18 protein-coding genes and 4 pseudogenes are annotated in these 26,046 nt (G+C 48.0%); 14 read left to right on the top strand and 8 right to left on the bottom strand.

The window, feature by feature from the left end:
- Positions 1–812: 812 nt before the first annotated feature.
- The 7 genes from ileS to BWX39_RS08980 all read left to right on the top strand — a co-directional run bounded on the left by ileS (position 813) and on the right by BWX39_RS08980 (position 10,380).
- Entirely contained in the window at positions 813–4,481 is a 3,669-nt protein-coding gene (gene ileS, locus BWX39_RS09010; protein WP_028905980.1) for an isoleucine--tRNA ligase, read from the top strand.
- Between the two features lie 133 nt (positions 4,482–4,614).
- The gene (locus BWX39_RS09005) at positions 4,615–4,998 is read left to right on the top strand and encodes a TraR/DksA family transcriptional regulator (RefSeq protein ID WP_028905981.1); all 384 of its coding nucleotides are present in this window, start codon (positions 4,615–4,617) and stop codon (positions 4,996–4,998) included.
- A gap of 8 nt (positions 4,999–5,006) precedes the next feature.
- On the top strand, positions 5,007–5,681 hold the full coding sequence (locus BWX39_RS09000) for a lipoprotein signal peptidase (RefSeq protein ID WP_028905982.1): 675 nt from the start codon (positions 5,007–5,009) through the stop codon (positions 5,679–5,681).
- Positions 5,682–5,690: 9 nt separating this feature from the next.
- Entirely contained in the window at positions 5,691–6,662 is a 972-nt protein-coding gene (locus BWX39_RS08995) for a DUF4296 domain-containing protein (RefSeq protein WP_028905983.1), read from the top strand.
- Entirely contained in the window at positions 6,659–6,865 is a 207-nt protein-coding gene (locus BWX39_RS08990) for a hypothetical protein (RefSeq protein WP_028905984.1), read from the top strand. The genes BWX39_RS08995 and BWX39_RS08990 overlap by 4 nt, the downstream gene beginning before the upstream one ends.
- 199 nt (positions 6,866–7,064) lie before the next feature.
- Positions 7,065–8,708: a M23 family metallopeptidase gene (locus tag BWX39_RS08985; protein ID WP_028905985.1), complete on the top strand. Its 1,644-nt coding sequence runs from the start codon at positions 7,065–7,067 to the stop codon at positions 8,706–8,708.
- A 34-nt stretch (positions 8,709–8,742) separates the two neighbouring features.
- The gene (locus tag BWX39_RS08980; protein ID WP_028905986.1) at positions 8,743–10,380 is read left to right on the top strand and encodes a dipeptidase; all 1,638 of its coding nucleotides are present in this window, start codon (positions 8,743–8,745) and stop codon (positions 10,378–10,380) included.
- 761 nt (positions 10,381–11,141) lie between these two features.
- Here BWX39_RS08980 and BWX39_RS08970 read toward each other — a convergent pair.
- The 7 genes and pseudogenes from BWX39_RS08970 to BWX39_RS08940 all read right to left on the bottom strand — a co-directional run.
- Positions 11,142–12,156, bottom strand: a pseudogene (locus BWX39_RS08970) (relaxase/mobilization nuclease domain-containing protein).
- Positions 12,140–12,571 carry a plasmid mobilization protein gene (locus tag BWX39_RS08965; protein ID WP_028905987.1) on the bottom strand — a complete coding sequence of 144 codons (432 nt, stop codon included), beginning with the start codon at positions 12,569–12,571 and terminating at the stop codon, positions 12,140–12,142. The pseudogene BWX39_RS08970 and the gene BWX39_RS08965 overlap by 17 nt, the downstream one beginning before the upstream one ends.
- A 360-nt stretch (positions 12,572–12,931) precedes the next feature.
- Positions 12,932–13,393: a DUF3408 domain-containing protein gene (locus BWX39_RS08960; protein WP_028905988.1), complete on the bottom strand. Its 462-nt coding sequence runs from the start codon at positions 13,391–13,393 to the stop codon at positions 12,932–12,934.
- A gap of 4 nt (positions 13,394–13,397) precedes the next feature.
- Positions 13,398–14,355: pseudogene (locus tag BWX39_RS08955) on the bottom strand (toprim domain-containing protein).
- A gap of 181 nt (positions 14,356–14,536) precedes the next feature.
- Positions 14,537–14,920 (bottom strand): annotated as a pseudogene (locus tag BWX39_RS08950) (VapE domain-containing protein); the annotation flags it as partial.
- Between the two features lie 15 nt (positions 14,921–14,935).
- Positions 14,936–15,835 carry an IS982 family transposase gene (locus BWX39_RS08945; RefSeq protein ID WP_076123173.1) on the bottom strand — a complete coding sequence of 300 codons (900 nt, stop codon included), beginning with the start codon at positions 15,833–15,835 and terminating at the stop codon, positions 14,936–14,938.
- Between the two features lie 100 nt (positions 15,836–15,935).
- A pseudogene (locus BWX39_RS08940) lies at positions 15,936–16,742 on the bottom strand (VapE domain-containing protein); the annotation flags it as partial.
- 208 nt (positions 16,743–16,950) lie between these two features.
- Here BWX39_RS08940 and BWX39_RS12160 point away from each other — a divergent pair.
- The 7 genes from BWX39_RS12160 to BWX39_RS08905 all read left to right on the top strand — a co-directional run bounded on the left by BWX39_RS12160 (position 16,951) and on the right by BWX39_RS08905 (position 24,788).
- A complete protein-coding gene (locus BWX39_RS12160; RefSeq protein WP_154650394.1) occupies positions 16,951–17,127 on the top strand; it encodes a hypothetical protein in 177 nt (58 codons plus the stop codon).
- Between the two features lie 27 nt (positions 17,128–17,154).
- Complete coding sequence (locus BWX39_RS08935) at positions 17,155–17,445, top strand: helix-turn-helix domain-containing protein (RefSeq protein WP_028906118.1); 291 nt, start codon at positions 17,155–17,157, stop codon at positions 17,443–17,445.
- Positions 17,442–17,732: a helix-turn-helix domain-containing protein gene (locus BWX39_RS08930; RefSeq protein ID WP_028906117.1), complete on the top strand. Its 291-nt coding sequence runs from the start codon at positions 17,442–17,444 to the stop codon at positions 17,730–17,732. The genes BWX39_RS08935 and BWX39_RS08930 overlap by 4 nt, the downstream gene beginning before the upstream one ends.
- Positions 17,733–18,044: 312 nt before the next feature.
- The gene (locus tag BWX39_RS08920; protein ID WP_028910947.1) at positions 18,045–18,659 is read left to right on the top strand and encodes a TetR/AcrR family transcriptional regulator; all 615 of its coding nucleotides are present in this window, start codon (positions 18,045–18,047) and stop codon (positions 18,657–18,659) included.
- Between the two features lie 32 nt (positions 18,660–18,691).
- Entirely contained in the window at positions 18,692–20,446 is a 1,755-nt protein-coding gene (locus tag BWX39_RS08915; protein WP_028905992.1) for an ABC transporter ATP-binding protein, read from the top strand.
- Positions 20,447–20,471: 25 nt separating this feature from the next.
- The gene (locus tag BWX39_RS08910; RefSeq protein ID WP_028906028.1) at positions 20,472–22,205 is read left to right on the top strand and encodes an ABC transporter ATP-binding protein; all 1,734 of its coding nucleotides are present in this window, start codon (positions 20,472–20,474) and stop codon (positions 22,203–22,205) included.
- Between the two features lie 972 nt (positions 22,206–23,177).
- Entirely contained in the window at positions 23,178–24,788 is a 1,611-nt protein-coding gene (locus tag BWX39_RS08905; RefSeq protein ID WP_099046252.1) for a DUF6377 domain-containing protein, read from the top strand.
- 499 nt (positions 24,789–25,287) lie between these two features.
- Here BWX39_RS08905 and BWX39_RS08900 read toward each other — a convergent pair whose 3' ends face one another.
- Positions 25,288–25,875, bottom strand: a complete 588-nt coding sequence (locus BWX39_RS08900) for a hypothetical protein (RefSeq protein WP_028906026.1) — start codon at positions 25,873–25,875, stop codon at positions 25,288–25,290.
- Positions 25,876–26,046 lie beyond the last annotated feature (171 nt).

Below are 26,046 nucleotides of genomic sequence, written 5' to 3'. Positions count from 1 at the left end.
AGAGACGTGGGCGTTTAATTAAGTTAATCAGACTATGTTTTATATTCTTAGTTATTACCATTTACTTTCGCAAATATAACGTTTTTATCTCTTAATGCCAAACATTTCGTAATATATTTTTATTTATGTCGGGTATTCGGGCAGCGTTGGAGCGTGGTTTATCACATTTTTATACAAAGAAAGCGACTTCTTTCAGTAGCTATCGGCTTGCTGCATTTGGTTTCAGGAACGTGATGAATCACGCCTCTACCCCTTCTGAAATATCATTTGCCGTCCCTGTTGGTGTTGTAAAATATCTTTACAAACAGTGTTTTATTTTATCACTTGTAACTCACTGATAATCAACAACTACTCTTTGGCGTTCCAAAACCTATTGTTTCGCATTCCAAAAGCGTAGGTTTTGCAAGGTAAAAGCGGCTGTTTTGCAGCGCAAAACCTACGCTTTTGGAAAACGGAAGAAAAAGTATTGATTTTCTGTAAAGATATTTCACGGCTATGATTAGGCGAAATGGGGTACGTGGATAGCAGCTGCGGGGAGTGTAGGCAAGGCTATGCAAGGGAGCGTAGGGGCGTGATTCATCACGTTCCTACACCGAAAACGCCGCATTTCTCGGTGGTTATCGGTTTGCTGCATTTGGCGTTAGGAACGTGATAAACCTCGCCCCTACCCTTTTTGCCACATCGTACTCTTGTGCATTTTTGTTTCCTGCAAATTTCGGTAGGGTCTTTTTTTCGTCTTTTATCGGCCATAATTAAAATAAATTGCGTAAATTTGCAGTTTCAAAGAAAACAGGTAAAACAAACATACAATTATGGCTAAGAAATTCGCCGAACATAACGGACTGAACTTGGTAAATACCAACAAGGAAGTGTTAGAAGAGTGGAAGAACAAAGACATCTTCCATAAGAGTATTGACGAGCGCGAGGGCGCGCCTCAGTTCATCTTCTTCGAGGGTCCTCCCTCTGCAAACGGACACCCCGGAATACACCACGTGTTGGCACGTGCCATTAAGGATACTTTCAACAGATACAAGACGATGCAGGGTTTTCAGGTGCATCGCAAGGCTGGTTGGGACACACACGGACTACCTGTGGAACTCAGCGTGGAGAAAGAACTGGGCATTACGAAGAAAGACATCGACAACAAGGATTCGGAAAAATACATTTCGACTGAGGAATACAACCACAGATGTCGTGAAAATGTGATGAAGTTCACAGCCGAATGGCGTAAACTTACCGAGGAGATGGGCTACTTTGTAGACCTCGACCACCCTTACATTACTTACGACAACAAATACATCGAAACGCTTTGGTGGCTCTTGAAGCAGCTCTACAACAAAGGTTTGCTCTATAAGGGTTACACCATTCAGCCCTATTCGCCAGGCGCAGGCACTGGACTTTCGAGCCACGAGCTGAACCAACCAGGCTGCTATCGCGATGTGAAAGATACCACTGCAACGGTGCACTTCACCATTGTGGAAAACGATTGGGCAGCTTTCTGCCAGAAACAAGGCATCAAAACCAATGCTTGGGGCAAGCCATCGTTCCTTGCGTGGACTACAACGCCTTGGACATTGCCTTCAAACACGGCACTCTGCGTGGGTCCGAAGATTGAATATCTGATAGTAGAGACCTACAATCCATACACTGCCGACAAGGCTACAGTGGTGGTGGCATCTACCCGATTGACGGCTTACTTCAAGCCCGAAGGCGAAGTGAAGGAAGGCGAAATGCCTGCTTACGAGCCTACCGACAAGGTATTGCCTTACCGTATCGTAGGAAAGGCAATGGGTACCGAGCTCGAAGGCATTCACTACGAGCAGCTTATGAAATGGATTAAGCCTGTTGAGCGCACCGGCGAGGTAGCTCCTACATTCGTAAACAACTACGCCAAGGCGCATACCGAGAAGGTATTCAAGAGCGAAGACGGTCGCGACGAATTTGTAGAAATGGAAAGCGAAGCCTTCCGCATTATTCTTGGCGACTACGTTACTACCGAAGACGGTACTGGCGTTGTGCATATCGCTCCCACTTTCGGTGCCGACGACGCCAAAGTGGCTAAAGACGCCAACATTCCGGCACTCTACCTCATCTCAAAAAAAGGAGAAACACGCCCAATGGTGGACTTACAGGGTAAGTATTACACCTTTGAGGAACTCGACAACAACTTCATTGCTGCCTGCGTAGACAAAGACGCTTACGGCAAACACGCAGGCGACTACGTGAAGAACGCCTACGACCCACGCTTCAACCCTGACGGCGTATGGGACAAGAAGACTTCCGAGAAGTCGGAAGACCTCAACATCGTGATGTGTATGGAGATGAAAATGGCGGGCGAAGCCTTCAATATTCAGAAACACACGCACAACTATCCGCACTGCTGGCGTACCGACAAGCCCATTCTTTACTATCCGCTCGACAGCTGGTTCATCAAAGACACGGCAGCCAAGACACGTATGGTGGAACTCAACAAGACCATTAACTGGCAGCCGGAATCAACTGGTACGGGACGTTTCGGCAACTGGTTGGAGAATCTGAACGACTGGAACCTGAGCCGTTCGCGCTTCTGGGGCACACCGCTGCCTATCTGGCGCGACGAAAAGCGCAACGAAAAGTGCATCGGTTCGGTAGAAGAACTCTACAACGAGATAGAAAGGTCAGTTGCAGCAGGCGTTATGAAGAGCAATCCGCTCAAGGAACGCGGCTTCGTAGTGGGCGATTACAGTCAGGAAAACTACGACCGCATCGACCTCCACCGCCCTTACGTGGACGACATCGTACTCGTAAACGATGCAGGAGAGCCTATGCGACGCGAAGACGACCTCATCGACGTGTGGTTCGACAGCGGTTCTATGCCTTACGCACAGCTCCACTATCCGTTCGAAGGCGAAATCTGCAAGGACGGTTTGGCTAAGACAGGATTGTCGGAGGACAAATATCGCAAGCAGCTCGTAAGCTCTTCGTACAGCGGAACAGCCGTTCCACCAGCCTTCTACCCTGCCGATTTCATCAACGAAGGTGTAGACCAGACACGTGGTTGGTTCTTCACGCTCCACGCAATCGCAACAATGGTGTTCGATTCGGTTGCGTTCAAGAACGTTATATCAACCGGACTCGTGCTCGATGCAAAGGGCAACAAGATGAGCAAGCACGTGGGCAACGTTACCAATCCATTTGAAATGATGGAGAAATATGGTGCCGACCCAGTGCGCTTCTACATGATGACCAACAGCGAACCGTGGGATAACCTCAAGTTCGACCCCGAAGGCGTGGACGAATGTCGCCGCAAGTTCTTCGGCACATTATATAATACATACAGTTTCTTCGCACTCTATGCCAACGTAGACAACTACGAGATACCTGCCGAAGGCACACCAGTGCTGACGGAAGATGCGACAGAGATTGACCGTTGGATTATTTCAAAGCTCAATTCGCTGGTAGACAAGGTTACCGCAGAGCTTGAAAACTTCGACCCAACACGCGCAGGACGCTTGATAGACAACTTCGTGAACGACGATTTGAGCAACTGGTACGTGCGTCTGAACCGCAAACGCTTCTGGGGAAAGGAGATGAGCGGAAACAAGCGCAGTGCTTACGATGCACTCTACACCTGCCTTATGACGGTGGCAAAGCTCGTCGCACCGCTCGCACCGTTCTATGCCGACGAACTCTATCACGACCTTGGGGGCAAGAAAGAAAGCGTTCACCTCGACAAGTGGCCCGTTTCCGACAAGGCAGCCATCGACCTCGACCTCGAAGCACGTATGGATATGGCACAGCGCATCACCTCTATGGTACTGGCTTTGCGCCGTAAGGTGAACATTAAAGTGCGCCAACCGCTCGCACAGATTATGGTTCCAGCCATCGACGACACACAACGTCAGCACATTACGGCTATGGCAGACCTCATAAAGAGTGAAGTAAACGTGAAGGAACTCAACTTCGTGGAAGGTCAGGGCATACTCGTGAAGAAAGTGAAGTGCAACTTCCGCATTATGGGAAAGAAGTATGGCAAGCTTATGAAAGACGTTGCGGCAAAGATGAACAGCCTGAACCAAGACGAGATTGCACTGTTCGAGCAGAGCGGAAACTTCGCTTTCGACCTGCAAGGCGAAACCATCAACGTAGACGTAGCCGATGTTGAAATCATCTCAGAAGATATGCCAGGCTGGCTGGTAAGCAACGAGGGCAACCTCACCGTGGCACTCGAAGTGGAGCTTACCGACGAACTGAAGAAGGAAGGAATGGCACGCGAGCTTGTAAACCGCATTCAGAACCTCCGCAAGGAAACAGGTTTTGAAATCACCGACCGCATCATCGTAACCGTAACACCTAACGACGAAACCACCGCAGCCATCGCTGCCTTCGGCGAACTCGTTAAGACACAGGTGCTGGCAAACGATATTGTAGTGGCTGAAAACGGCGGAACGGAAGTGGATTTCGACGACTTTAAGCTCAACATTCTCGTACAAAAAGCATAACAAGGCAGGCTGCGCGTGGTGGCTGAACGCTCTTCCACCACGCCGCAGTACACCTTATTATATATAAGGAACAACAAAAACATACATACAGAGAACAGTAAATCTAAGTAGAACACCATTTAACTAACAATCTATGGAAGAAAAGAAGCGTTACAGCGACGAAGAACTCGAGGAGTTCCGCGCTATCATAAACAAGAAATTAGACATTGCCAAGTCGGACTACGAGGAAACGATGAAGGTCTTGATGAACAAGAACACCAACGACGTGAACGACACCTCGCCCACCTACAAGGCACTGGAAGAAGGCAGTACCAACCAAACCAAAGAGGAACTCGTGCAGATGGCACAGCGTCAGCAGAAGTTCATACAGGGTTTGCAGGCTGCATTGGTGCGTATTGACAACAAAACGTACGGCATAGACAGAATTACGGGAGAGCTAATCCCCAAGGAACGCCTCAGAATAGTGCCACACGCAACACTCAGCGTGGCATCGAAGCAGGCCAACAAAGACCATTAAAGGTTCAGATGAACAACAAAAAGAAATGTACAATCGCAGCAGCAATCATCGTTTTGCTGCTGCTGATTGACCAAGCAATTAAGGTTGCAGTGAAGCTGAATATGAATATCGGCGAGGAAATCGTCGTGTTCGATTGGTTTCGCATCTCGTTTATAGAAAACCGCGGTATGGCTTTCGGTATGGAAATCGGCAGCAAACTCTTCCTAAGTTTGTTCCGAATCGTTGCCGTAGGTGGCTTGACGTGGTACATTTGGAAGAAGATTAAAGAGGGTGCACGCATAGGCTACATCGTCGTACTGAGTATGATTTACGCCGGAGCAGCAGGCAACATCTTCGATTCGCTCTTCTATGGCGAAATCTTCACGGCGTCGCACCCCTATTATACCAACTTGCCGCCTGCCCAACTTGTGCCGTGGGGCGAAGGCTACGCATCTATACTGATGGGCAACGTGGTAGATATGTTCTCGTTCCCGCTCTTCCACGGCACTTTCCCCAATTGGTTTCCAGTGTGGGGAGGCGAGGACTTCACTTTCTTCTCGGCGATATTCAACTTTGCCGATGCCTGCATTTCGGTGGGCGTAGTGGTACTTTTCCTATTCTACCGAAACGACTTCAACAACATCAAGGCAACACCGCCAACAGCCGAGAACATAGAAGAAACAACAGAAAACACTGAAAAATAGATATTAGGAATGCACGCACAGCAACCCAACAACACACAAGGAAGATGGGCAAAACTCTTGATTTTGCTCGTTCTCGTGTTGGTTTCGTGCAAACCCACCGTACCGTCAGACTACATTCAGCCCGGCGATATGGAAGACCTGCTATACGACTACCACATCGCAATGTCGATGGCAGCCATTAAAAACGCAACCCCAACCGAACAGGAAGCCTACAAGCTGGCTGTATTCAAACGCCACGAAGTGAGCGAAAGCGAGTTCAGCAAGTCGCTGCAATACTATATGCGCCACACCGAACGGCTGAAGAAGATGTACGAGAACATCGACGAAAGGTTGCAAAAGGAAGCCCGTGCACAAGGCGCATCGGCGTCCGACTTCAGTCAATACGGCGAAGCATCGCTCAAGGGCGACACCACGAACGTGTGGAACAAGGCAAGGGCAGTGATACTGATGCCGCAATCGCCCGACAATTACAGATATTTTGAAATACAAACAGACACCACCTACCACAAGGGCGACCAGCTAACGCTCGAATTCGACCCACAATTCATCGTGCAAGACGGTACACGCGAGGGTGTCGCCGTGTTCTCCGTAACGTTCGGAAACGACAGCGTAGCCACCGAAACCATACGCATATACAACGAAGACCACCAAGTATTGTCCATTCGCGACAACGCCAACGTGGGCATAAAGCGGGTGCGTGGTTACTTCTACATGCCTCAACCGCAAGAAGCATCAAGCACTTTCCGCCTGTTGGCAGTAACCAACATCAAGCTCATTCGTATGCACAAGAGCAAAACTGCCGCAACCGAAGCAAGCGATTCTACCGATACCACCTACCCCATACGCAACGTGGGCGGCGAAGCAGTGGAGAAACTACAAGTCGAACCTGCCTCGGGAACCGACCAGCCAGTTATGCTGGAACGCAGCACACCGAAAGAAGCCCTGAGCGAAAAGAACCTGCAGATACCCGTAACACGATGAGAAGAGTGGCTGCCAACACGGCAATCTGCGACAACGAGCGCATAGAGCCTGCCGTAATTGAACTCGTTGGCGAGACGGTGGTGCGCTGCTTCCCCCTCACAGAGGAGCTTGCTGTGACGGAATGGATAGGCGGCGAGGTCGTCCTACAAGGCAACATGGACAGCCTTCGTGCCTATAAAGACGGCAAACTGCTCGCTGAATAAAGGCAAGGCACTTGCTGAAAACACCTTGTAAAGAAAGGAACGGAACAGCAAGACAACTACATAAACAACAACAAGGAACAACAGAAAGAACGTTCCCCTTAAACCAAACGAGCATTGCCCAACCTGTTTGAGCACTGCCATAGCGAAAAAACGCACCTTTTGAGGAACGAAAAAACAAGATAAAACAACGACAAAACAGATGCAGCTTATCATAAGTTTACTGCTCACAGCACTCTCATTCGGCTCGCCAGTGCACATACCCGTACAGCTCGCGGGCAACTTCGGCGAACCCCGACCCAACCATTTCCACGGCGGTATCGACGTGAAAACCGAGCGTGGCGTAAACTTTGGCATCTATTCCATTGCCGATGGCTACATCTCGCGTGCCATTGTGGGCGAATACGGCTTCGGTTACGCACTCGTAATAGCCCACCCCAACGGCTATTCCAGCTTCTACGTGCATCTCAACCGCTTTGCTCCGCAGGTGCAGGCAGCCGTGGAACGCTGGCAATATGCGCACCGTAAGTTCAACGGCGACATACATTTCCGACCTGGTGAAATACCTGTAAGAAAGGGACAGTTCATTGCGCTCAGCGGAAATACGGGGGCTTCGCAAGGTCCGCACCTACATTTGGAAATGCACCAGACGGCAACGGGCAACCTGATGGACCCGCTGAACTGGCTCTCGCACATCGTTCCCGACACCGAGGCACCCACCGCCTACTCGTTCAAGAGCTATCCGCAGCGTGGGCAGGGCGTCTTCCAGAACACGCAGGAAAGCCGCATCTGCTCGTTCGGACAAACCCGCTACCAAGCGTGGGGTAAGGTTGGCTTCGGCGCATGGGCTTACGACCACATGGACGGCGTGTACAACAGCTACGGCGTGCGCTACACCGAGCTTTACTGCGACGGCAAGTTAGTCTGCAAAAGCGATGTGAACAACATACCCCAAAAGTGCAACCGAATGATAAACGTGTGGGGCGACTACGAGTATTTTGTGAGTCATCGGACGTGGTATCTGAAGTCTTTCCTTGAACCAGGCAACCGCCTACCGTTCATTAAAACCAACCACGCACGTGGCATTATCGACTTCAACCAACAGCGTGAATACCACCTGCAATACGTCTTCCGCGACTACTACGGCAACAAAACCGTAAAAGACATATACGTTGTGGGCACTCCGCAAGCCATTCAGCCTGCACAGTCCATAGGCAACGGCAGCACGGCTTTGCTCACCAACCGCACCAACCGCGTGCCCTTCGGTGCAGCCTTGCTCCACGTCGATGGCTCGCTCTTGGCACGCAACAGCCTCTTGCAGCCTCAACAAAGCAACATAGCAGGTGCCTTTTCGGCAGGTTATCACTTTGCACCGTCGCTCTTGCCCTTGCTCGGCTACACCGATTTGAACATCAAGATAGCCACACCGCCCTCCGACCCATCGAAGTTGTATATGGCAGCAGTGGCAGCAGGCAGTGGCGCAGGCACACCTCCGATGTACTGCGGAGGCACCTACAAGGGCGGTTGGCTGAAGGGAAACATTCGCGACCTGGGCTTGGTGTACTATGCAGCTTGCGACAACACGCTGCCCACAATACAGCAAACCTCGGCAAGTCCGACGTTTCTCGCCTTCCGACTGTCCGATACGGGTAGCGGAGTAAAGGGCTACGAAGCCTACATCGACGGCAAATTCGTGCTGTTCGAGCAAGGAAAAGACCGTTCCATCATCTTCTGCGACCTGAGCAAGACACCCATTCGCCCCACAAAGGCACAGCGCACACTGCAGATTACAGCCACCGACCGCCGACAGAACGTGGCAACCTACACGACAAAACTGATATATTAATAATGTCAAACTTTTAATTTTAAATTATATAATTATGAAGAAACTACTTTTAGCCGTGCTCGCCGTATGCTCTTTCGGAGCAGCAAAGGCTTGCACAAACTTCATTGCAACAAAGGGAGCGACTACCGACGGTTCGGTTTTCGTAACTTACAGTGCCGACGATTACGGCTTGTTCACTAACCTCTGCCACTACGCTGCAGGCAAGCACGCAAAGGGCACGAAGCGCGAAATCATCGACTACGACTCTGGCGAAAGCCACGGATTCATCGACGAAGCTGCCGAAACCTACAACGTTATCGGCAACATCAACGAGTATCAGCTCAGCATTGGCGAGACAACCTACGGCGGACGCGAGGAGATGATAGACAAAACAGGTATCATCGACTACGGTTCGCTGATGTATCTCGGCTTGCAACGTGCAAAGACAGCACGCGAAGCCATCAAGGTAATGACCGAATTGGTAGAGAAATACGGCTACCAGTCGAGCGGAGAGAGCTTCACCATTGCCGACCCTAACGAAGTTTGGATTCTCGAAATGATGGGTTGCGGTGGCGACAAGAAGCAGAAAGTGGTGTGGGTAGCTGTGCGCATACCTGACGGAATGATTTCAGGACACGCCAACCAAGCACGCATCGGCCAGTTCTCTACATACAACACCGACGTTATGACATCGAAGAACTGCATCAAGTTCGCTCGCGAAAAGGGCTGGTTCACAGGCAACGACAAGGACTTCAACTGGAAAATGGTTTACGCAGCACCCGATTTCGGCGGCCGTCGCTACTGCGATGCACGCGTGTGGAGCTTCTTCAACCACTTCAAGGATATGTCTCGCTACTTGCCTTGGGCACTCGGTAAGGACAAGAACGCCGAAGATATGCCTCTCTGGATTCAGCCAGACCGCAAGCTAACCCTCGCTGACGTGCAGATGAGCATGCGCGACCACTACGAAGGCACACCGCTGAGCACACTCAACGACTGCGGTCAGGGCAACTGGGATATGCCTTATCGCCCCACTCCACTGGTATTCGAATACAACGGAAAGAAGTATTTCACCGAGCGTCCAGCCTCTACACAGCAGAGCGCATTCTCTTATGTATGCCAGTTGCGTTCGTGGTTGCCACGCGAAATCGGCGGTATCATCTGGTTTGCCAACGACGACGCCAATATGGCAGCCTACGTTCCAATCTATTGCAGCAACGTAGAACGTGCCGAATGTTTCAACACACCAGGTGCCGACGCCGTTACTTTCTCTGACAAGAACGCATTCTGGGTATGCAACTGGGTGGCAAATATGGTTTACCCACGCTACTCTCAGATGTTCCCAGCACTCAAAGCTGTGCGCGACCGCTTGGAAAAAGGCTACGAAGCCGACCGCAAGCAGATTGAGGAAAGAGCACAGGAGCTTTACCTTACCGACAAGGCAGCAGCCGTTAAGTTCCTCAACGACTACTCGGTAGCAAAGAGCAACGAAATGATTGCCGAATGGAAGCAGCTCGCAACCTACCTCATCGTGAAGTTCAACGATATGGCTGTGAAGCCCGAAAAGGACGGTAAGTTCGAACGCACCGAGTCTGGCTTTGCCGCTCGCCCCGCTCGTCCAGGTATGAGCCAAGCTGCCCGCAAGGCACTCGTAGAGCAGACAGGCGACAAGTTTGAAGTTCCTGCAGAATAAGAACTTAAACCCAAAAGAATAAAAAGTTTTATTGCTGTCCGGTAAAAACTGATTGAAAGTTCTACAAACCTTTATTTATCGGTATTACAAGCACATATAGCCAATAGGGGCTTACTTTTTGTTTCAAATAGTAACAGTTACTAAAAACTCTTATTTGAATGAAATTGGGGCGAAATTTAAGAGAAAAACACCCAGAATAATACTTTAGGAGCATTATTTATAATAATGAATTGGAGAGAAAAGTTTTACCGGACAGCAATAAAAAAGTTTAAAGTTCCAACAGAATAAAACCCTTTTATTTTCGCAGAAGCAGTCCCAATCCACCGTGTTTGGGGCTGCTTTTTGTTTTACGACTGAAGCCAACAGCACGTCAAGCCCCCTTCCTTATCCGCATCAGAAGGTATTTTTTCATTTCACAACCAAAGCAAAGAAACAATAGGAAATCAGAAACAACCACTTCCCTTTTGAACGAAAAAAGGGCTACAAGGCTGTAAATATTTTTCACAAATATAACTATCACCATGCAAGATATTTATTAAAGTGTATCTAATTGAAAATAAAGAAGTTACCTTACTGATACAACTAAACTGGTAACGATTTAGAAACGAGCGAACTACTTGGCTCCGCTGTTTTCTGCCTAACAAAGAACGCTTGTTATTCTGTTTGCAAAGATAATACTTTGCTGGCGAATAACAAGCGTTTTTAATGAGAAATTCTTCATTCTGCATTTTTTAATGCTGTTTTTTGTCACTGTAATGGGATTATAATCCTCGTCCTCGCTTCTTCTTTCTGTTGGCTTGGTTTCTGAGTTTACGCTGCCATGCTGCTTCGGTATAGTCATCGCCATGTGTGGATGGTGTAATCAAATCGCCCAATCCTTCCACCACTTCATCGGCTGCGCCAACAATGGCGTCTGCCACTGCACCAATGGGATTCTGCACTCGTGGAGTGTCATTGTCTCGTGAGATAGAGGAACGGCTTGGAGGAACAAGTTGATAGCCTGCAGCATGTAGTTCTTTCTTTTCGGTTGGTTCAAAGTTCTTCTGCAAGGAACGGTAGCCGAACTCCCTGCCTATCTCGGAAGCTTTGAAGGATTGTCCTGCGTATGAGAATTTCAAGCCATAGAACATTACCTTGCTTGTTCTTCATGCGCTCTATGGCGATGCCGTTCTTATTCAGCTCATAGAGGAACATGGAGTGTCCCGTGATACCTGTACCTTTGTATTTTTCAAGCAAGGCATAGCAAATCTTCTGCACCTGCTGCTTCGTCTGCTCTCTCGTTGGACTGGCTTTTGTCTTTTGATATTTCTTCTCCGCCTTGACCTCCTTTGCGATGGTCAAGCCTTTCTCTCTGCTTATTTCCTCTGCCACTCTCGCTGCCCTGTTGCTCGCAAAAGTGGTATCATAAACCTCACCGTACAGACTGATGCGGTTGGCAATGATGTGAATATGTCTGTTGTCGGTGTCCTTGTGCGTTACCGCCACCCATTGATGGTTGTCAAGTCCCATTCGCTTGGCAAACAAATGGGCTATCCTCATAAGTTCGGACACAGGCAGCTTTTTCTCGTCCTGAGGTGCGATGCCTATTTCAATGCGGAGAAACTTGTTCCTGCAACGGCTGTTATGGTCGCTGACCACTTTCATTTCTTCATAAATCGTCTTTGCCTCCCTGCTGCAAAGATTGTGAAAAGCAAGCCGATAACCGAGTTTGCCCTCTCTGAAAATATAGTCCAAAGCCGTGCTGCCGTGTGCTATCGCCTTACATTTTCCTATCATCTCTTGTCAGATTTAAGACCTTATATACCTCATCGTCCACACGAAAATGAGGGTCGTAAAATCGCTTAAATGCTTCCTTTGCACATAGGGAAAGGTTCTTTGTGATATGTAGCCAATCCTCGTCCTTGACCTTGATGAGGTTGGAAACCTGCCCGTAGAACCTTCCTGTATGCTGGAGTATGGCAATGGCTTCCCTCTCATTGTCGGTCATTTTTGGAACGGCTGTAACTTCTCCGTTAAGGAGTATCTCACGGCAGTAGTCGGAGAACTTCCGCCCCGTGATTTCCGTCCTTGATTTGATACGCTGCTTTTCCTCTAAGGTGCATCTTACCTTGATGAACTCCGTCTTGTTCATCTGCTGCTCTTCCTTATTCTGTTGCTGCCATCGGGCAGCTTTTCCCTTGTATCTGCTCATATAAGTTTTTTTGAAAGTTAATCATTGTAGATGATTCGTTGCTTCTTAATTCCTGAATACTGACCGATGAGAACGGAGTGATTACGGTCTAACCTCCCCGATAGATGGACGAGGGGAGCAAAAGCAGTTTGTGGGTACAAACTGACGTCTTGCAATGTCAGCTAACGTTCCGTTTACGCACAAAGCGTTTTGTAGCCTAAAAGTGAATGCCGTGCATTCCATGTATAACTATGTTCATGGCGTTCCCACCTTTCAGTGTTTTTAGCAAAAGTTCGTTGCCTTACTCTCTAAAAAGTGTCGAGGGTTTTGAGTGAAAGGGGCGTTCCTTTTTCTAAAAACCCTCGACCATTTTTCTGTTGTTTACAGCTTCCTCCATTTTTCTATTTCCTCACCGTATTCCTCCAAATGGATACGCACAAGGTTTTCGATGAAGCTCGAGACATTGGCTCCTTTATCTCCCAATCTACGGACAATGAAGTCCGCACGTTCCTGTGTTTCCCTGCTCAGATAGACCGCCTTTCTCTCGCTCAGCTTTGTTGGAACAAGGAACGCTTGCTTGTATGCGTCAAGTGTCTCTTTTCTCATCTTGGCACTGATGCGTCGTTGAATAGTTGCATGCTCTGTATGCAGTACAGGCTCGGATGGCGTGGCATGCTCTATGGCATGTTCTGTTTCTTGTTGTTTTTGCTCTTGAATAGTTTTCATTCCCTTTTCCCGGAATTCAGAGACAGATTGTTCACTTGAATTTTCAGCTTGGCTCATACCAAAAGTTTTTCCTATGAAACGATCTATTTCTTCCATATTTCTTCTTTCCTTTTTCATCACTCTATCTTATTTTAAGTTTGACTTGTTTTATTTTGTTGCTTGTATTTTGAGATTTCTCATGCTCACGGACACGGCTGACATGATACTCGTTGAGGTCTTTGAAGTCTTTATAATACACAGCCATATCTTCTACCTTAAAACCTGCGTTTACAAATTCCTGTACTGCTTTTCGCCCTGTATCGTCATTATCAAGAAAAGCACGAACAGAGGTTATATTTCTTTTGTTCAGGTAGTGAATACTTCTTGCTACATTACTCACAGAATTCATCACGAGACATTGGTTGGTTACTTCCCCTTTCATTGAAAGAAAAGAGAGAAAGTCCATAAAGCCTTCAAACAGACAGACGGGTTGTGCCCTGTCCTCAAATATCGGAGTGATGTCTTTGGGGGCAATCGTTCCTTTGAATATTTTGTTGTCCCGAAGTTCATAACCACCCGAAGAATTGGCAAAGCCGATGGTTTCATGTCTTCTTCCCCTTACCTCGTAGCTGATACATTTGAGAAAGGGTGTTGCCTTTTCTAAATCAATACAGCGTTCCTTTTTGAGATACTCCTGCAGGTGCGGCGGCAAGGTGTCTGATATGCTTGTCAGTCTCCTTGTACCGCTTGCCATTGTATTTTCTGTTTGCTTTGGGCTGATGGATGTTTCTCTCTTTGGAGAGCTGGAGCTGGGCACTATATACTCTGAAGCGTTCTGCCCCAAACGGCAGATGGCTTCCGAGAGCGTGCAGCCTTCCAAGCGCATACAAAGGTCGATGATACTTCCACCCCTGCCTTCGGCATAGTCTATGCCAAAGGTTCTTTTCCCTGTCCACCTTGAAACTCGGATGCACTTCTTCCCTCAATGGTGAGCGATACACAGCATAGGTTGGTGTTTTGCGGGCAGGCTTGATGCCTTTCTTTTCGAGATATTCCACGATGGAATATCGCTTGATAGCTGATAAATCTTCTTCTTTCATTGTTTTGATACTTTAATGAGTTGAATGATAATTATTTATGCTTGTCTGTTTTATGGTTTTACCGTTTCCAAAGTTTTTCCCCTCCAAACTTTTTCATCTTTCTTCTTACTACATATTATTTTGTGATAAGTAATTGATAATCAGTATTACTTTGTAGTATAAGACAATACTACACATTCTACTACATTTGGTTACTACAAGTTTGAAGGAGCGGGCAAGGTAGGATTTTCCTAATCTTGTAGACATAGATGGGGCTACCACCGTTTCTTCGTTTGCTCACCTTTATGTATCCTGCTTTCTTCAAGGCTTCGCCCATACGCTTGGCTTTCTCTACGTCTATGGATAGAACTTCAAAGGGCAGAAACCTTCTGCTGCCTGTCGGGTCTGTAAGAAGGTCATTGCCGTTCACTGATGCCACGAAGCTTGCCAAGTGGGGATACTCCTCCACGTACTTGTCATACGGCATACGGTACTTGACCATCGGACAGGTGATGAGGTTTTTCAGCTCGTTCTCATCCCGCTTATTGAGGGCTTTGAGTTGGTCATCTATATTTACGATAACGTGAGTTCGATATAAGCTCTATGCAATTATTCTGCTTTTATCAATTATTTCTATGTTCATTTCTGGCTTCTTTGGCAACAGATTGTATGCAATGAGTCCTGCTATCAGATTTGTTGCAAAGTTATCAAAAGAGCGATGTCTGGTGTGTTCTATCTGACATACATTCTTCAGTTCATCGTTCACCGTCTCTATCACAGAACGCTTTCTGAGCAACAACTTATCATACAGGCTCATCAGGGAGTTCTTCATGTTCTTCTTTATCTTTGTCACTAAATGTATATTGTCCACAAAGAGCATCTCAAAGAGGTTCTGACTGATATACCCCCTGTCTGCGAAGAGTTTCCCAAACAACCTCTCGGTGAAGCGTTTGTCCTTCAGTGGCTCCCTGTCATCTACGTTTCCTGGCGTGAGCTTCCACTGGATAATCTCTCCCTTGTCATTGATGACAAGATGTAGCTTGAAGCCGTAGAACCAGCCCATGGTGCACTTTCCCTTTGCCGCCCAGCCCCTCATGGTCCTGTGCTGCCGCTCACGCTTGATGTGGCAGGAAGCCAGTGGTGTGGAATCAATGATGGATATGCCTGAACACTTGCCCAGTGCACATGTCTGGAGAAACAGCAACAGGTGCAGTGCGACCTGTGCTTGTCGCTCGACGAAGCGGTTGTAGGAAATCCGATGTGGGAAGTCTCCACGCATATGCTGGCAGATATAGCCTAAGTAGAAGGACTTGAGGTCTCGGAAGCGGTGAGTGTGGAACAGGACCAGAATGGTCATGATTTCACTGTCTGACATACGGGAAACACGGTTACGGTGCCGCTTGCCGGGTACCTGAAGCGTATGTTTTTTCAACTCTGGAGTAAAATACTTGCAAAAATCGTCGAATATACAGAATATTTCTATTAAATTTGTATCAGTCATAGGAGTGGGTATTTGTTTGTAACTCTTTGGTTTACAAGTATAAAGGTACAAAAAATATTCCACTCCTACAACTTTTAAAACAACTTTCTTATATCGAACTCACGTTTACGATAAGGTTCTGACCGATATAAGTGAGTGTGTCCTTCTCTTGTGGATATATCTTGCCCGTATAGCTGTAACCGTGCAGTTTGGGTGGACAAAGTAAATCGAGAAACGTTGTCTTGAACTTACCCTGCTCACCTGTCAGTACAAGACAGGTATGGTTACGGCACTCGCGGTCGTCAATTGCGTTGGCGACCACCGCCACAAGCCACTTGGTAAGATACGGCAACCACTTGTTAGAATTACGGACGACCACGCAACTTGCCAAATTGGGAATTGCTTTTGGTGAAAAGGAAATAGGAACACTACTACCACTGTAACTACTACCATCGCCTATATCTATCAGTGGCAACTCTTTGAAATACTCCTGCACGGGATTGATACGGGGAGAGAAGCTGCTCTCGATGATGGAATAAAGGTTCTCGGCAGAAGTCGCTATGCTTTCATCGCAATCAAGTTCCCTGCGAAACGTATTGATTTCATAGCGACCGACTTTTACAAAACGATTATTACCCTTACTGCAATATTCGGTTCTACCCAATATTGTATTGTATCTAAAATCGTAGTGTGTGGAGAGATAGTTTTCTATCTCTGCGTTCTTGGAGGGACTCCTCTTTCGATGAAGATTTCTCCTGCTGTCTATATTGCCTGCATCTGCTTTCTTTTTCATTATTCCCTTGAATTGGTTTCCAAGAGTGAAGTTAGGGTGGGAATACGTAACTTCCAAGCATTCAGAGCCTTCTTGCATAATGTTGCACTCGTCCGCTTTAAAATTCTTAGGGAGATAGGTAGTCAAGAAGAGCATTTATCGTCTCATTAAGAAAAAAAAACGGATAGTACGAACGAAGAGTAAGCAGGAAATGTGGATGTCGTTGTTTGCTTTCAGATGCAGTCTTTTGCTCCAACTATCTACAAACTATTGACTGGAGCATATTTATATCGGATTACTGTGCCAACCTATTCCATTACGACGCCACAAGCTGCCACTTGAATGAAAAGGGATGGAATAAGAAATGCCCGATATTAATTTTGCAATGAAAGAAAAAGGTGGGACAGGAAAACGCAAATGCGAACCGATGGAACGGATTGCTCTTTTTCTTATTCTTCCCGATAAATCCCTGCTGTTCCCTTCGACTTTGAGAGACGCACGCACGCCATTACCTTTGCCAGCAGAAACAGGAAAGACCTGAAACAACAAACAATAATAAAATATGATTATGAACTATTACATCATTACAGAAACCAATTTGACAAAGCTCCGGGATGAAATCTTGAGCCTTGCAGAATGCTGCCACAAGGCATTCGGAGAGAAAAGCAAGCACACGGACTGGCTGCACAACGGAGATGTTTGCCGGCTGCTGAATATCAGCAAGCGCACCTTGCAGCATTATCGTGATACGGGTGTGCTGCCGTTTACGCAAATCGGACACAAGTGCTATTACAAGCGTGAGGATGTGGAAGCATTGCTTCTTACGAAGTCTAACAAACCTAAAAACAGACAGATATAATGGAAACAGCAAGAGACTTGAACATGGAGACGGACGAGATGCAGCTGGTCATCTTGGCATTGAGAGGTGTAGGCAAACGGATTGTGGAAGTGGCGCAGACGCACAAGCCACTCTTTGCAGGCGAACTTTTCCTCACAGGCAAGGAAGTGTGCGAACGGCTGTATATCAGTCCCCGTACCTTGCAGGACTATCGGGACAAAAGGATTATTCCCTACACGCAGTTTGCAGGAAAAATACTCTACAAGGCTTCGGACTTGGAGAGAATGTTGGAGGAGAATTACAAGTGAGGGGATTGATTTTGTATAACTGAAACTCTTCATATTCTATTCCACAATATGTTGTTTGACTTATAAAATAAATTTAGATATTCAACACACATAAGTATTTATTGCAAAATACTTATTTTTGGGTATTGCGGCGTTTTTATATCTTTGCTACTTTTGCAAAATAAACATTGCAGCTATGCGAATACACAATATTTATATAGTAAGAGCGCAAATAGGCTCGTTCAATCAATCGCACCGTTCGATTACGAAACGGTGCGATTTTTTTATGAACAAAACAGAACTTGGTTCATTATTTAAAGTTTTCATGGGCGTATGCAGAAACTGAAAGACGACATTCGGCAGCGTATCGTTGCCGTGGCGCGCGAGGAATTCATCGCTCACGGCGCACGCAGCACGTCTATCCGCACGGTGGCGCGGCGTGCAGGCATTGCTGCTGGCAACGTGTACAACTACTTCCGCAGCAAGGACGAGCTGTTCTGTGAGGTGCTGCGGCCACTGCTCAACGAGCTGAACCGCTACATTCTGTCGCACAACGAGGAGCGGCACCTCTGCATCGAGGTGTTCGACGCACTCGATTTCCAGAACGAATACATCGGCGCAATGAAGCGAATGGTGAGGCTTTACCGCCCCGAGCTGCGCCTGTTGCTGTTCAATGCCGAAGGCACATCGCTTGCGGGGTACAAGGAGAGAATAGCTGAACACCAACTGAAAGCAGGCACTGAATACCTGCGACTGATGAAAGCGCGCTATCCGCACATCAACATCGACATATCGCCCTTCTTCCTGCACATTGCGAGTTCTATGTGGGTGAACATCTTCTGCGAGCTTGTGGAGCACGAGGAGTACGACGAAAGCGAGGTGAACCGTGCGCTCGAGCAGTATGCCGCTTACAGTATGGCAGGGTGGAGAGAGCTGATGAAACCGTAGAAATAACAACCTTTTAACATATATAGAAGAAGATGATAAGAATACTGAAACGCTTAGGACGTTACATGGGAGGGCGCAAGCCGTTGCTGCCCTGCTCGGTTGTGCTGTCGGCAGTGAACGGACTGCTGTCGCTCGTACCCTTTATTTTCCTGTGGTTGGTGGTGCGCACGCTGCTCACTGCCGACGGAAACCTTGCCGATACGCCCGTATGGGACTATGCCATTGCGGCGTTCGTGGTGTCGGTGGCGAATGTTTTGCTCTATTTCGCCGCCCTCATGCTCTCGCATCTTTCCGCTTTCCGCATCGAAACCAATATGCGGCGCACTGCCATGGAACGGCTGATGCGGGTTCCGTTGGGCTTTTTCGACACGCAGAACACGGGGCGCATGCGCAAGATAATAGACGAAGATTCGAGCCAGACCCACACTTTCGTGGCACACATACTGCCCGATGTGGCAGGCAGCGTGGTGGCTCCGATAGGCATTATAGTGCTTCTGCTTGCCGTAGACTGGCAGTTGGGCATTGCCGCAATGGTACCGATAGTGTGCGCCTTCGGCATCATGGGCTACATGATGAACCCTAAGAACAACGATTTCCAGCGTATGTACCTCGACGCACAGGAGAAAATGAGTGCCGAAGCCGTGGAATACGTGCGCGGAATACCCGTCGTGAAGGTCTTCCAACAGACGGTGTTCTCGTTCAAACGCTTTCACGACAGCATCATCAACTACCGCGACCTCGTCATCAGGTACACCCTTCTGTGGCGCACGCCCATGTCTGCCTACACCATAGCCATCAATGCTTTCGCCTTTCTGCTTGTGCCTACGGGCATCATACTGATAGGGCACGGCGGCGAAACTGCCATCATCGTTTCCGATATGGTGCTGTATGTGCTCATCGCACCCATCATTGCAGCCAACGTAATGAAAGCCATGCACCTCAGTCAGAACCTCTTTCTGGCAAACGAAGCAGTAGACCGATTGGAGAAACTCACCGCCACGCCACCGCTTCCAGAGAGTTCCAAGCCCGAGAAAGCGACAGTCTTCAACGTCAGTCTGCGCAATGTGTCGTTCCGATACGAAGCGGCGGAGCGCGATGCCGTAAGCCACATCGACCTCGACATACCGCAAGGCAAGACCGTTGCGTTGGTTGGAGCGTCTGGAAGCGGCAAGACAACCATCGCAAGGCTCATTCCACGCTTCTGGGACGTGCGCGAAGGCAGTTTGAGAATAGGCGGTGTGGACGTTCGGCACATGGATAAGGCAATGCTGATGCGCAACGTGTCGTTCGTGTTTCAGAATACCCGACTGTTCAAGACCTCCATTTTGGAGAACATACGCTACGGCAATCCCGATGCAACCATCGAGCAGGTGAACCGTGCCGTAGACCTCTCGCAGAGTCGGGAAATCATCAAGCGGCTGCCACAGGGACTGAACACCGTGATAGGAGCGGAGGGAACATACCTCTCTGGCGGCGAACAACAGCGCATAGTGCTTGCCCGTGCCATTCTGAAAGATGCGCCCATCGTGGTGCTCGACGAGGCTACTGCCTTTGCCGACCCCGAAAACGAGCACCTTATCAGGCAGGCATTTGCCCACCTGACTTGCGGAAAAACCGTGCTCATGATAGCCCACCGACTGACCACCGTGCAAGATGCCGACAACATTGTCGTGGTGGACAAGGGCAGAATAGCCGAACAGGGCACGCACCAACAGCTCATGGAGCAAGCCACATTATATTATAAGATGTGGAACGAATACCAAAAGTCGGTGGCATGGAAACTATAAACCTAAACAGAAAGGACACAAGACAATGATAAAATATCTTCAACAACGGTTCGCCCTCACCGAAAAAGGAGCGAAAGACTTGCGGAAAGGCATCGCCTTCTCTACATTGATGAACCTCGCATTGATGCTGCCGCCCACCTATTTGTTCTTCTTCCTCATGGAACACATCGACGCCAAGACCTCCACCGAGCCGCACACGCTGTGGTTCTATGTGCTTGTGGCAGTGCTCTTGGCAGTGTTTATGTTCTTCATAGCCCTCCGACAGTACGACAGCACCTACACCACCGTCTACAACGAGAGTGCGCAACGCCGCATCGGAGTGGCGGAAAAACTGCGCCGACTGCCCCTCGCTTTCTTCGGCGAACGCAACCTTTCCGACCTCACCTCTACCGTGATGGAAGACTGCACGATGCTCGAGCAAACCTTCTCGCACGCTGTTCCCCAGCTGTTTGCGTCGGCTCTGAGCGTCGTCATCATCGGCGTGGGCATGTTCTCCTACAACTGGCACCTGGCTTTAGCCCTCTTTTGGGTTGTTCCGCTCGCCGTAACCGTACTGTTGCTGTCGCGCCGTCAGCTCCACAAAGCCTTCGTTCAGCACTATAAAGTGAAGCGTGGCGTAACCGAACAGATACAGGAAGGGCTGGAATGTATGCAGGAAATAAGGTCGTACAGTGGCGAACAGGCATACTGCCGCAGCTTCGACAAGCGGCTGAAGGGCTACGAACACGAGCTGGTGCGTGGCGAACTCGTGGCAGGAGTCTTCCTCAACCTCGCCGGAATGCTGCTCAAACTCGGCATGCCCACCGTTATATTGGTGGGAGCGTGGCTGTTGCAGCAGGGCGAAGTGTCGGTATTCACCTACTTGGCTTACCTCTTGGCATCGGCAATGGTCTACAATCCCATTATCGAAGTGTGCAACTACCTTGCCCTTCTCTCCTTTCTCGATGTGCGCATCAACCGTATGAAGGAAATAGAAGGTATGCCCACGCAGGAGGGAAGTGCAGCCGTACAACTCGAAAACTACGACATCGAGTTCCGCAACGTAAGTTTTGCCTACGAAACCGAGAAGCAAGTGCTGCACAATGTCTCGTTCACGGCACGCCAAGGCACCGTTACCGCCCTCGTGGGACCGTCGGGTGGGGGCAAAAGTACTACTGCCAAGCTCGCCGCACGCTTTTGGGACATTGCCGAAGGACAAATTCTTGTGGGTGGAAACAACATCTCGAAGATTGACCCCGAAACTCTGCTGAAACATTATTCCATTGTTTTTCAAGACGTATTGCTGTTCAATGCCTCTATTGCCGACAATATCCGAATCGGCAAGCGCAACGCTACCGACGAGGAAGTGCGCCACGTTGCCCGACTGGCGCAGTGCGACGACTTCATCAGTCGAATGCCGCAAGGTTACGATACCGTTATCGGCGAAAACGGCGAAACCCTTTCGGGTGGCGAGCGGCAGCGCATTTCCATTGCCCGCGCCCTGCTGAAGAATGCCCCAATCATACTTCTCGACGAAGCCACCGCAAGCCTTGACGCCGAGAACGAGACGAAAATACAAGCGGGCATCTCCGAACTGGTGCGCAACAAAACCGTCATCATCATCGCCCACCGTATGCGCACCGTCCGCAATGCCGACCACATCGTGGTGCTTAGCGGCGGTACGGTGAGCGAACAGGGCACGCCCGACGAGCTGTTGGCTCGCAACGGCGAGTTCGCCCGCATGGTTCGTCTGCAACAGGAAAGGGGCAACAGCCTGTAATACACGCAACTTGGCAAGCCGAACCCTATGCAGGGTGTTCATTTTACCCACGTAAGCGAACCTCTGCATCGCTTCGGCTGCACGCCCTTTCGTTCTCTGTCGCTCGGCAATAATTATGCTTCTGACACCCAAAAAGTATGTAAATATTTTTCGCAAGCGTGGCTTTTGTGTAACTCGCTCACTATCAACGTAATGTAAAAGCTGTTGTTTTGCGTTCCAAAAGCGTAGGTTTTGCACGGTAAAAGCGGCTCTTTTGCATCGCAAAACCTACGCTTTCGCAACGCCAAAACGCAACTACCGCTTTTTAACAGAATTATCTTTACAAAATCAATGCGGTTGTTGCATTCAGCAGAATAGTTTTTATGGCATACAAACGTATGCTGTTCTTGCCCTTCACGGTGCAGCTGCAGTGCTCCTACTTTTTTATTTCTTGTAAGTGCAAATATTGTTCTTGTCTGCTTTATGCGTTATTGTCTTTTTCTGTTATTTCTGTTTCATTATACCCGTTTTTGTTCCCTTTTAACTTTGATATATTAGGAAGATATTTAGATTTTTATAATTTTAAGTAGGGGTTTTAAAATGTTTAATTATAAGATAATCAAGTAGATAGCTATTTTATACCTTTTAGATAAACTTAGATTTATATTTGTAAGGCATTGCAACAACGATTTTATTGAGTATCTTTGTATCAGATTTAACGAAAAGACTGCCGTGAGGCAATGGTAAAATGTAGCGTTTAAAATGGTAAAAAGGTGATTTTAGGTAATGTTAAATTGTAGAACCTATTTGTAGATTATAGGTGAATCAATTCTCAATCAACAATTAGCTAAACGCAAAGTGCACCAAGACGAGAGGTTATGGCGCACTTTTTTTGTGCCTTAATTTTGGTTTTTCAATATTTTTATCTATTTTTGTAAGGCTGAACCACCTTAATATATAATGTGGAAGAGGAAAAACCAAAGATTCAAAACAATGATGCGCAAGCTGTTTTTGCTGTTTCTTCTTGCAGTGTTGCACTGTTCGATGGGAATGGCAGCCAACGAATACGATGAGCTGGACCATCTTATAGGACAGCGTAAGGCGATAACCGACAAGAAGTTATCGCAGATTAACGACATACGACAACGCCTTTCGACACCTTATCTAACCGACAAGCAACGCTATAAGATATGTATGCAGCTTTACGACGAGTACGAGGCGTTCCGTTTCGACTCGGCATTGGTCTACGCCAACCGTACCATTATGTATGCAAAGCGTGTGGGCGACCCGAAGTGGATTGTGGAAGCGCAGCTCAAGAAAGTGCATGTGTACACGCTGGCTGCACTTTTCTTGGAGTCGAGAGAACTCTTGGACACTCTGAGTACGGCGGTTTTAGACGACCGTCTTCGTCAGGATTATTATAAAGAGTGGTTTTTGCTGATGATGTTTATGTCTGAATTCACCGCAGGAACGCAGATGCATAAGTATTACGACAAGCAGGCGGACTATTACAGTGGGCTGATTTTGAAAAGTCCGTACAAAGATACGCGCACCTATATCATGGTGAAGGCAAACGATTTGAGCGAGCAGGGCAACACCGACGAAGCCATTGCGATGCTGAAAGAATACCTGCAGAAGTGGCAGAGGCACGAACACGAGTATGCAATGATAACCAGCGAGTTGGCAAGACTGTACGGTAAGCTGGGCAACACCGACAAGCAGTATTTCTATCTTATCGAAAGTGCGATGTCAGACATACGCTCGTCGGTGAAGGAGAACAACTCCTTGCGCCTCTTGGCTACGCTTTTGTTCGAGAAAGGCGATGTGGAGCGGGCTTACAAGTATCTGAATATTTCGATAGAAGATGCCAATTTCTACGGCACACATTTGCGCAACAGTCAAAATTCGCGCATTCTGCCCCGCATTCTGTCGGTCTATTTGGTGCAGAAACGTGCACAAAGCAGGCGCATTACCATACTTCTGGCAGTGGTGAGCCTTGTGGCAATAGCCCTTTTGGTGGCTATTCTGTTCATCTTGAAGCTCTTGAAACGCTACCGAAAAATGAACAAACGGGTGGTGGTGATGAACCATCAGCTGAACGAAGCTGTGGAAAACCTTAGCAAGGTGAATGCGCAGATAAGTGAAACCAACAGTATAAAAGAGGAATACATAGCCCGTTTCCTCGAGTTGGTATCGAAATTTATCGACCGAGTAGACGAGCGGCGCAAGCTCTACAACCGTCTGGCGCGCGAGAAGCGAATGGAAGAACTTTATACAGAGCTGAAAAACAGCGATTTTATTCAGACCGCCACACGCCATTATTATATCAATTTCGACACGGCTTTCTTGAATATATACCCCAATTTCGTAACGGAAGTGAACCAGTTGCTGCGTCCCGACGGACAGATAGAGCCGAAAGGCGACGAGCGGCTCACCACCGAGCTGCGCATTCTCGCCCTCATACGCCTTGGCATTACCGACAATGCGCGCATCTCTTCCATTCTGCGTGCGAGCCTTACCACCGTTTACACTTATCGCTCGAAGCTGAAAGCTCGTTCCATCGACCACGATGGGTTCGAGAATGCAGTAAAGAAGATAGGCTAATGCCGTATGTTGCAGTAAGCGTGTAATCCTATTCATTAAAACCCGAAAACCGCTCCGTTGAGAGCCGAAAAGCACCCTTATTTTGTAAAGATAATTCGTAAGAAAAACTATAATTTTGGTTTGGCGTTGCGAAAGCGGCTGTTTTGCATGGCAAAACCTACGCTTTTACCGTGCAAAACAGCCGCTTTTGGAATGCAAAACAATAGGTTTTGCAAGGCGTTGGTGGTGAGGAGGTTATGTCGCAGATAGGTTTGTGAAAAATATTTACAGTTGTTGTACTGTTTGTTAGCTATGAATTGGTGGATAGCAAGAAGTGGTGGGGGCGTGGTTTATTCAGTTTCTTACGGCTAATTGTTCATTGTTGTTCTTGTGCGTGTTTTGTTTTAAGAGCGTGATGAATCGCGCCCTTACGTTTAATTGTTTGTTGTTGTTTTTGTGTATGCTTTGTTTTAGGAATGTGATGATTCTGTTTTTATCGCCAAATCAATGAGTTGTGGGTTTACCATTCTATTACGCTGTCGTCGTTGGAGAGTATGGGTAGGGCGTTTTCGGTGTCGATAAAGAGGAGGCTGTAAATGTAGTTGTAGAGTTGGGCATCGTATTTCAGGGAAAACTGGACGATGCCTCCGTCTACGGAGAAGGTGGTGATGAAAGGGTCGGCAGCCAACTGCTGCTGGGCTTCTCGTGGCAAGAGGTGCGTGTCGTAGTAGTTTTCAAAGATGGGCGCACCGTAACGGGAACGGTAGAAGTTGGTCAGGATTTTGTAGCTTCGCAGCGGATTGTTTACATTTAAGAGGTATATGCGTAGGGTGTCTACCTTTCCGGTATGGTTTTGTCCTACTTCAACGATGCACGGAATGTTCTCGAAGTGTCCGCGAAAGGTAGTGTTGGCTTTATTGATGGGCAGGCGGAGTGGGGCGGTTTCGGACTTGAAACCTTTTGCAACGAGCGAGTCGGCAAAGGCTGCAGCGGTGTTGTTGAGGGAAATGCCGCAGAAGGTAAGGTGCTGGCGTTCGGCTGTTGTGGGGCTTTGCGCCAGTGCGTGGGTGCAGAGCAGCAGCAAGGATAAAAGTAGAAGTTGCTTCATATTCTTGATAACGTGTTTTTGGGTGGAATATTATAATGGTAAGGGGATAGGCTTTTTTAGATATTCTAGGGAAACTAGGTGTTATAGGAAGTTTTTAGATTTTTGGTTTTAGAAAAAGAAAACGCCCAAAGGAAGGGGTCCTTTAGGCGTTTTCTTATTATTTGAAGTGTA

The organism is Prevotella intermedia ATCC 25611 = DSM 20706 (assembly GCF_001953955.1).
Lineage (GTDB): Bacteria > Bacteroidota > Bacteroidia > Bacteroidales > Bacteroidaceae > Prevotella > Prevotella intermedia.
The sequence above is the reverse complement of the archived record's forward strand: the minus strand, read 5'-3'. Positions and strand labels throughout refer to the sequence as shown.

Excerpts from the sequence above, each read along its gene's own strand:
- BWX39_RS08945 (WP_076123173.1), bottom strand. The coding sequence starts at position 15,835 with ATGACTGATACAAATTTAATAGAAATATTCTGTATATTCGACGATTTT.
- BWX39_RS08995 (WP_028905983.1), top strand. The coding sequence starts at position 5,691 with ATGCACGCACAGCAACCCAACAACACACAAGGAAGATGGGCAAAACTC.
- BWX39_RS08935 (WP_028906118.1), top strand. The coding sequence starts at position 17,155 with ATGAACTATTACATCATTACAGAAACCAATTTGACAAAGCTCCGGGAT.
- BWX39_RS08990 (WP_028905984.1), top strand. The coding sequence starts at position 6,659 with ATGAGAAGAGTGGCTGCCAACACGGCAATCTGCGACAACGAGCGCATA.
- BWX39_RS08960 (WP_028905988.1), bottom strand. The coding sequence starts at position 13,393 with ATGAAAAAGGAAAGAAGAAATATGGAAGAAATAGATCGTTTCATAGGA.
- BWX39_RS08905 (WP_099046252.1), top strand. The coding sequence starts at position 23,178 with ATGATGCGCAAGCTGTTTTTGCTGTTTCTTCTTGCAGTGTTGCACTGT.
- BWX39_RS08915 (WP_028905992.1), top strand. The coding sequence starts at position 18,692 with ATGATAAGAATACTGAAACGCTTAGGACGTTACATGGGAGGGCGCAAG.
- BWX39_RS08985 (WP_028905985.1), top strand. The coding sequence starts at position 7,065 with ATGCAGCTTATCATAAGTTTACTGCTCACAGCACTCTCATTCGGCTCG.
- BWX39_RS09000 (WP_028905982.1), top strand. The coding sequence starts at position 5,007 with ATGAACAACAAAAAGAAATGTACAATCGCAGCAGCAATCATCGTTTTG.
- BWX39_RS12160 (WP_154650394.1), top strand. The coding sequence starts at position 16,951 with ATGCCCGATATTAATTTTGCAATGAAAGAAAAAGGTGGGACAGGAAAA.
- BWX39_RS08965 (WP_028905987.1), bottom strand. The coding sequence starts at position 12,571 with ATGAGCAGATACAAGGGAAAAGCTGCCCGATGGCAGCAACAGAATAAG.
- BWX39_RS08980 (WP_028905986.1), top strand. The coding sequence starts at position 8,743 with ATGAAGAAACTACTTTTAGCCGTGCTCGCCGTATGCTCTTTCGGAGCA.
- BWX39_RS09005 (WP_028905981.1), top strand. The coding sequence starts at position 4,615 with ATGGAAGAAAAGAAGCGTTACAGCGACGAAGAACTCGAGGAGTTCCGC.
- BWX39_RS08920 (WP_028910947.1), top strand. The coding sequence starts at position 18,045 with ATGCAGAAACTGAAAGACGACATTCGGCAGCGTATCGTTGCCGTGGCG.
- BWX39_RS08910 (WP_028906028.1), top strand. The coding sequence starts at position 20,472 with ATGATAAAATATCTTCAACAACGGTTCGCCCTCACCGAAAAAGGAGCG.
- ileS (WP_028905980.1), top strand. The coding sequence starts at position 813 with ATGGCTAAGAAATTCGCCGAACATAACGGACTGAACTTGGTAAATACC.
- BWX39_RS08900 (WP_028906026.1), bottom strand. The coding sequence starts at position 25,875 with ATGAAGCAACTTCTACTTTTATCCTTGCTGCTGCTCTGCACCCACGCA.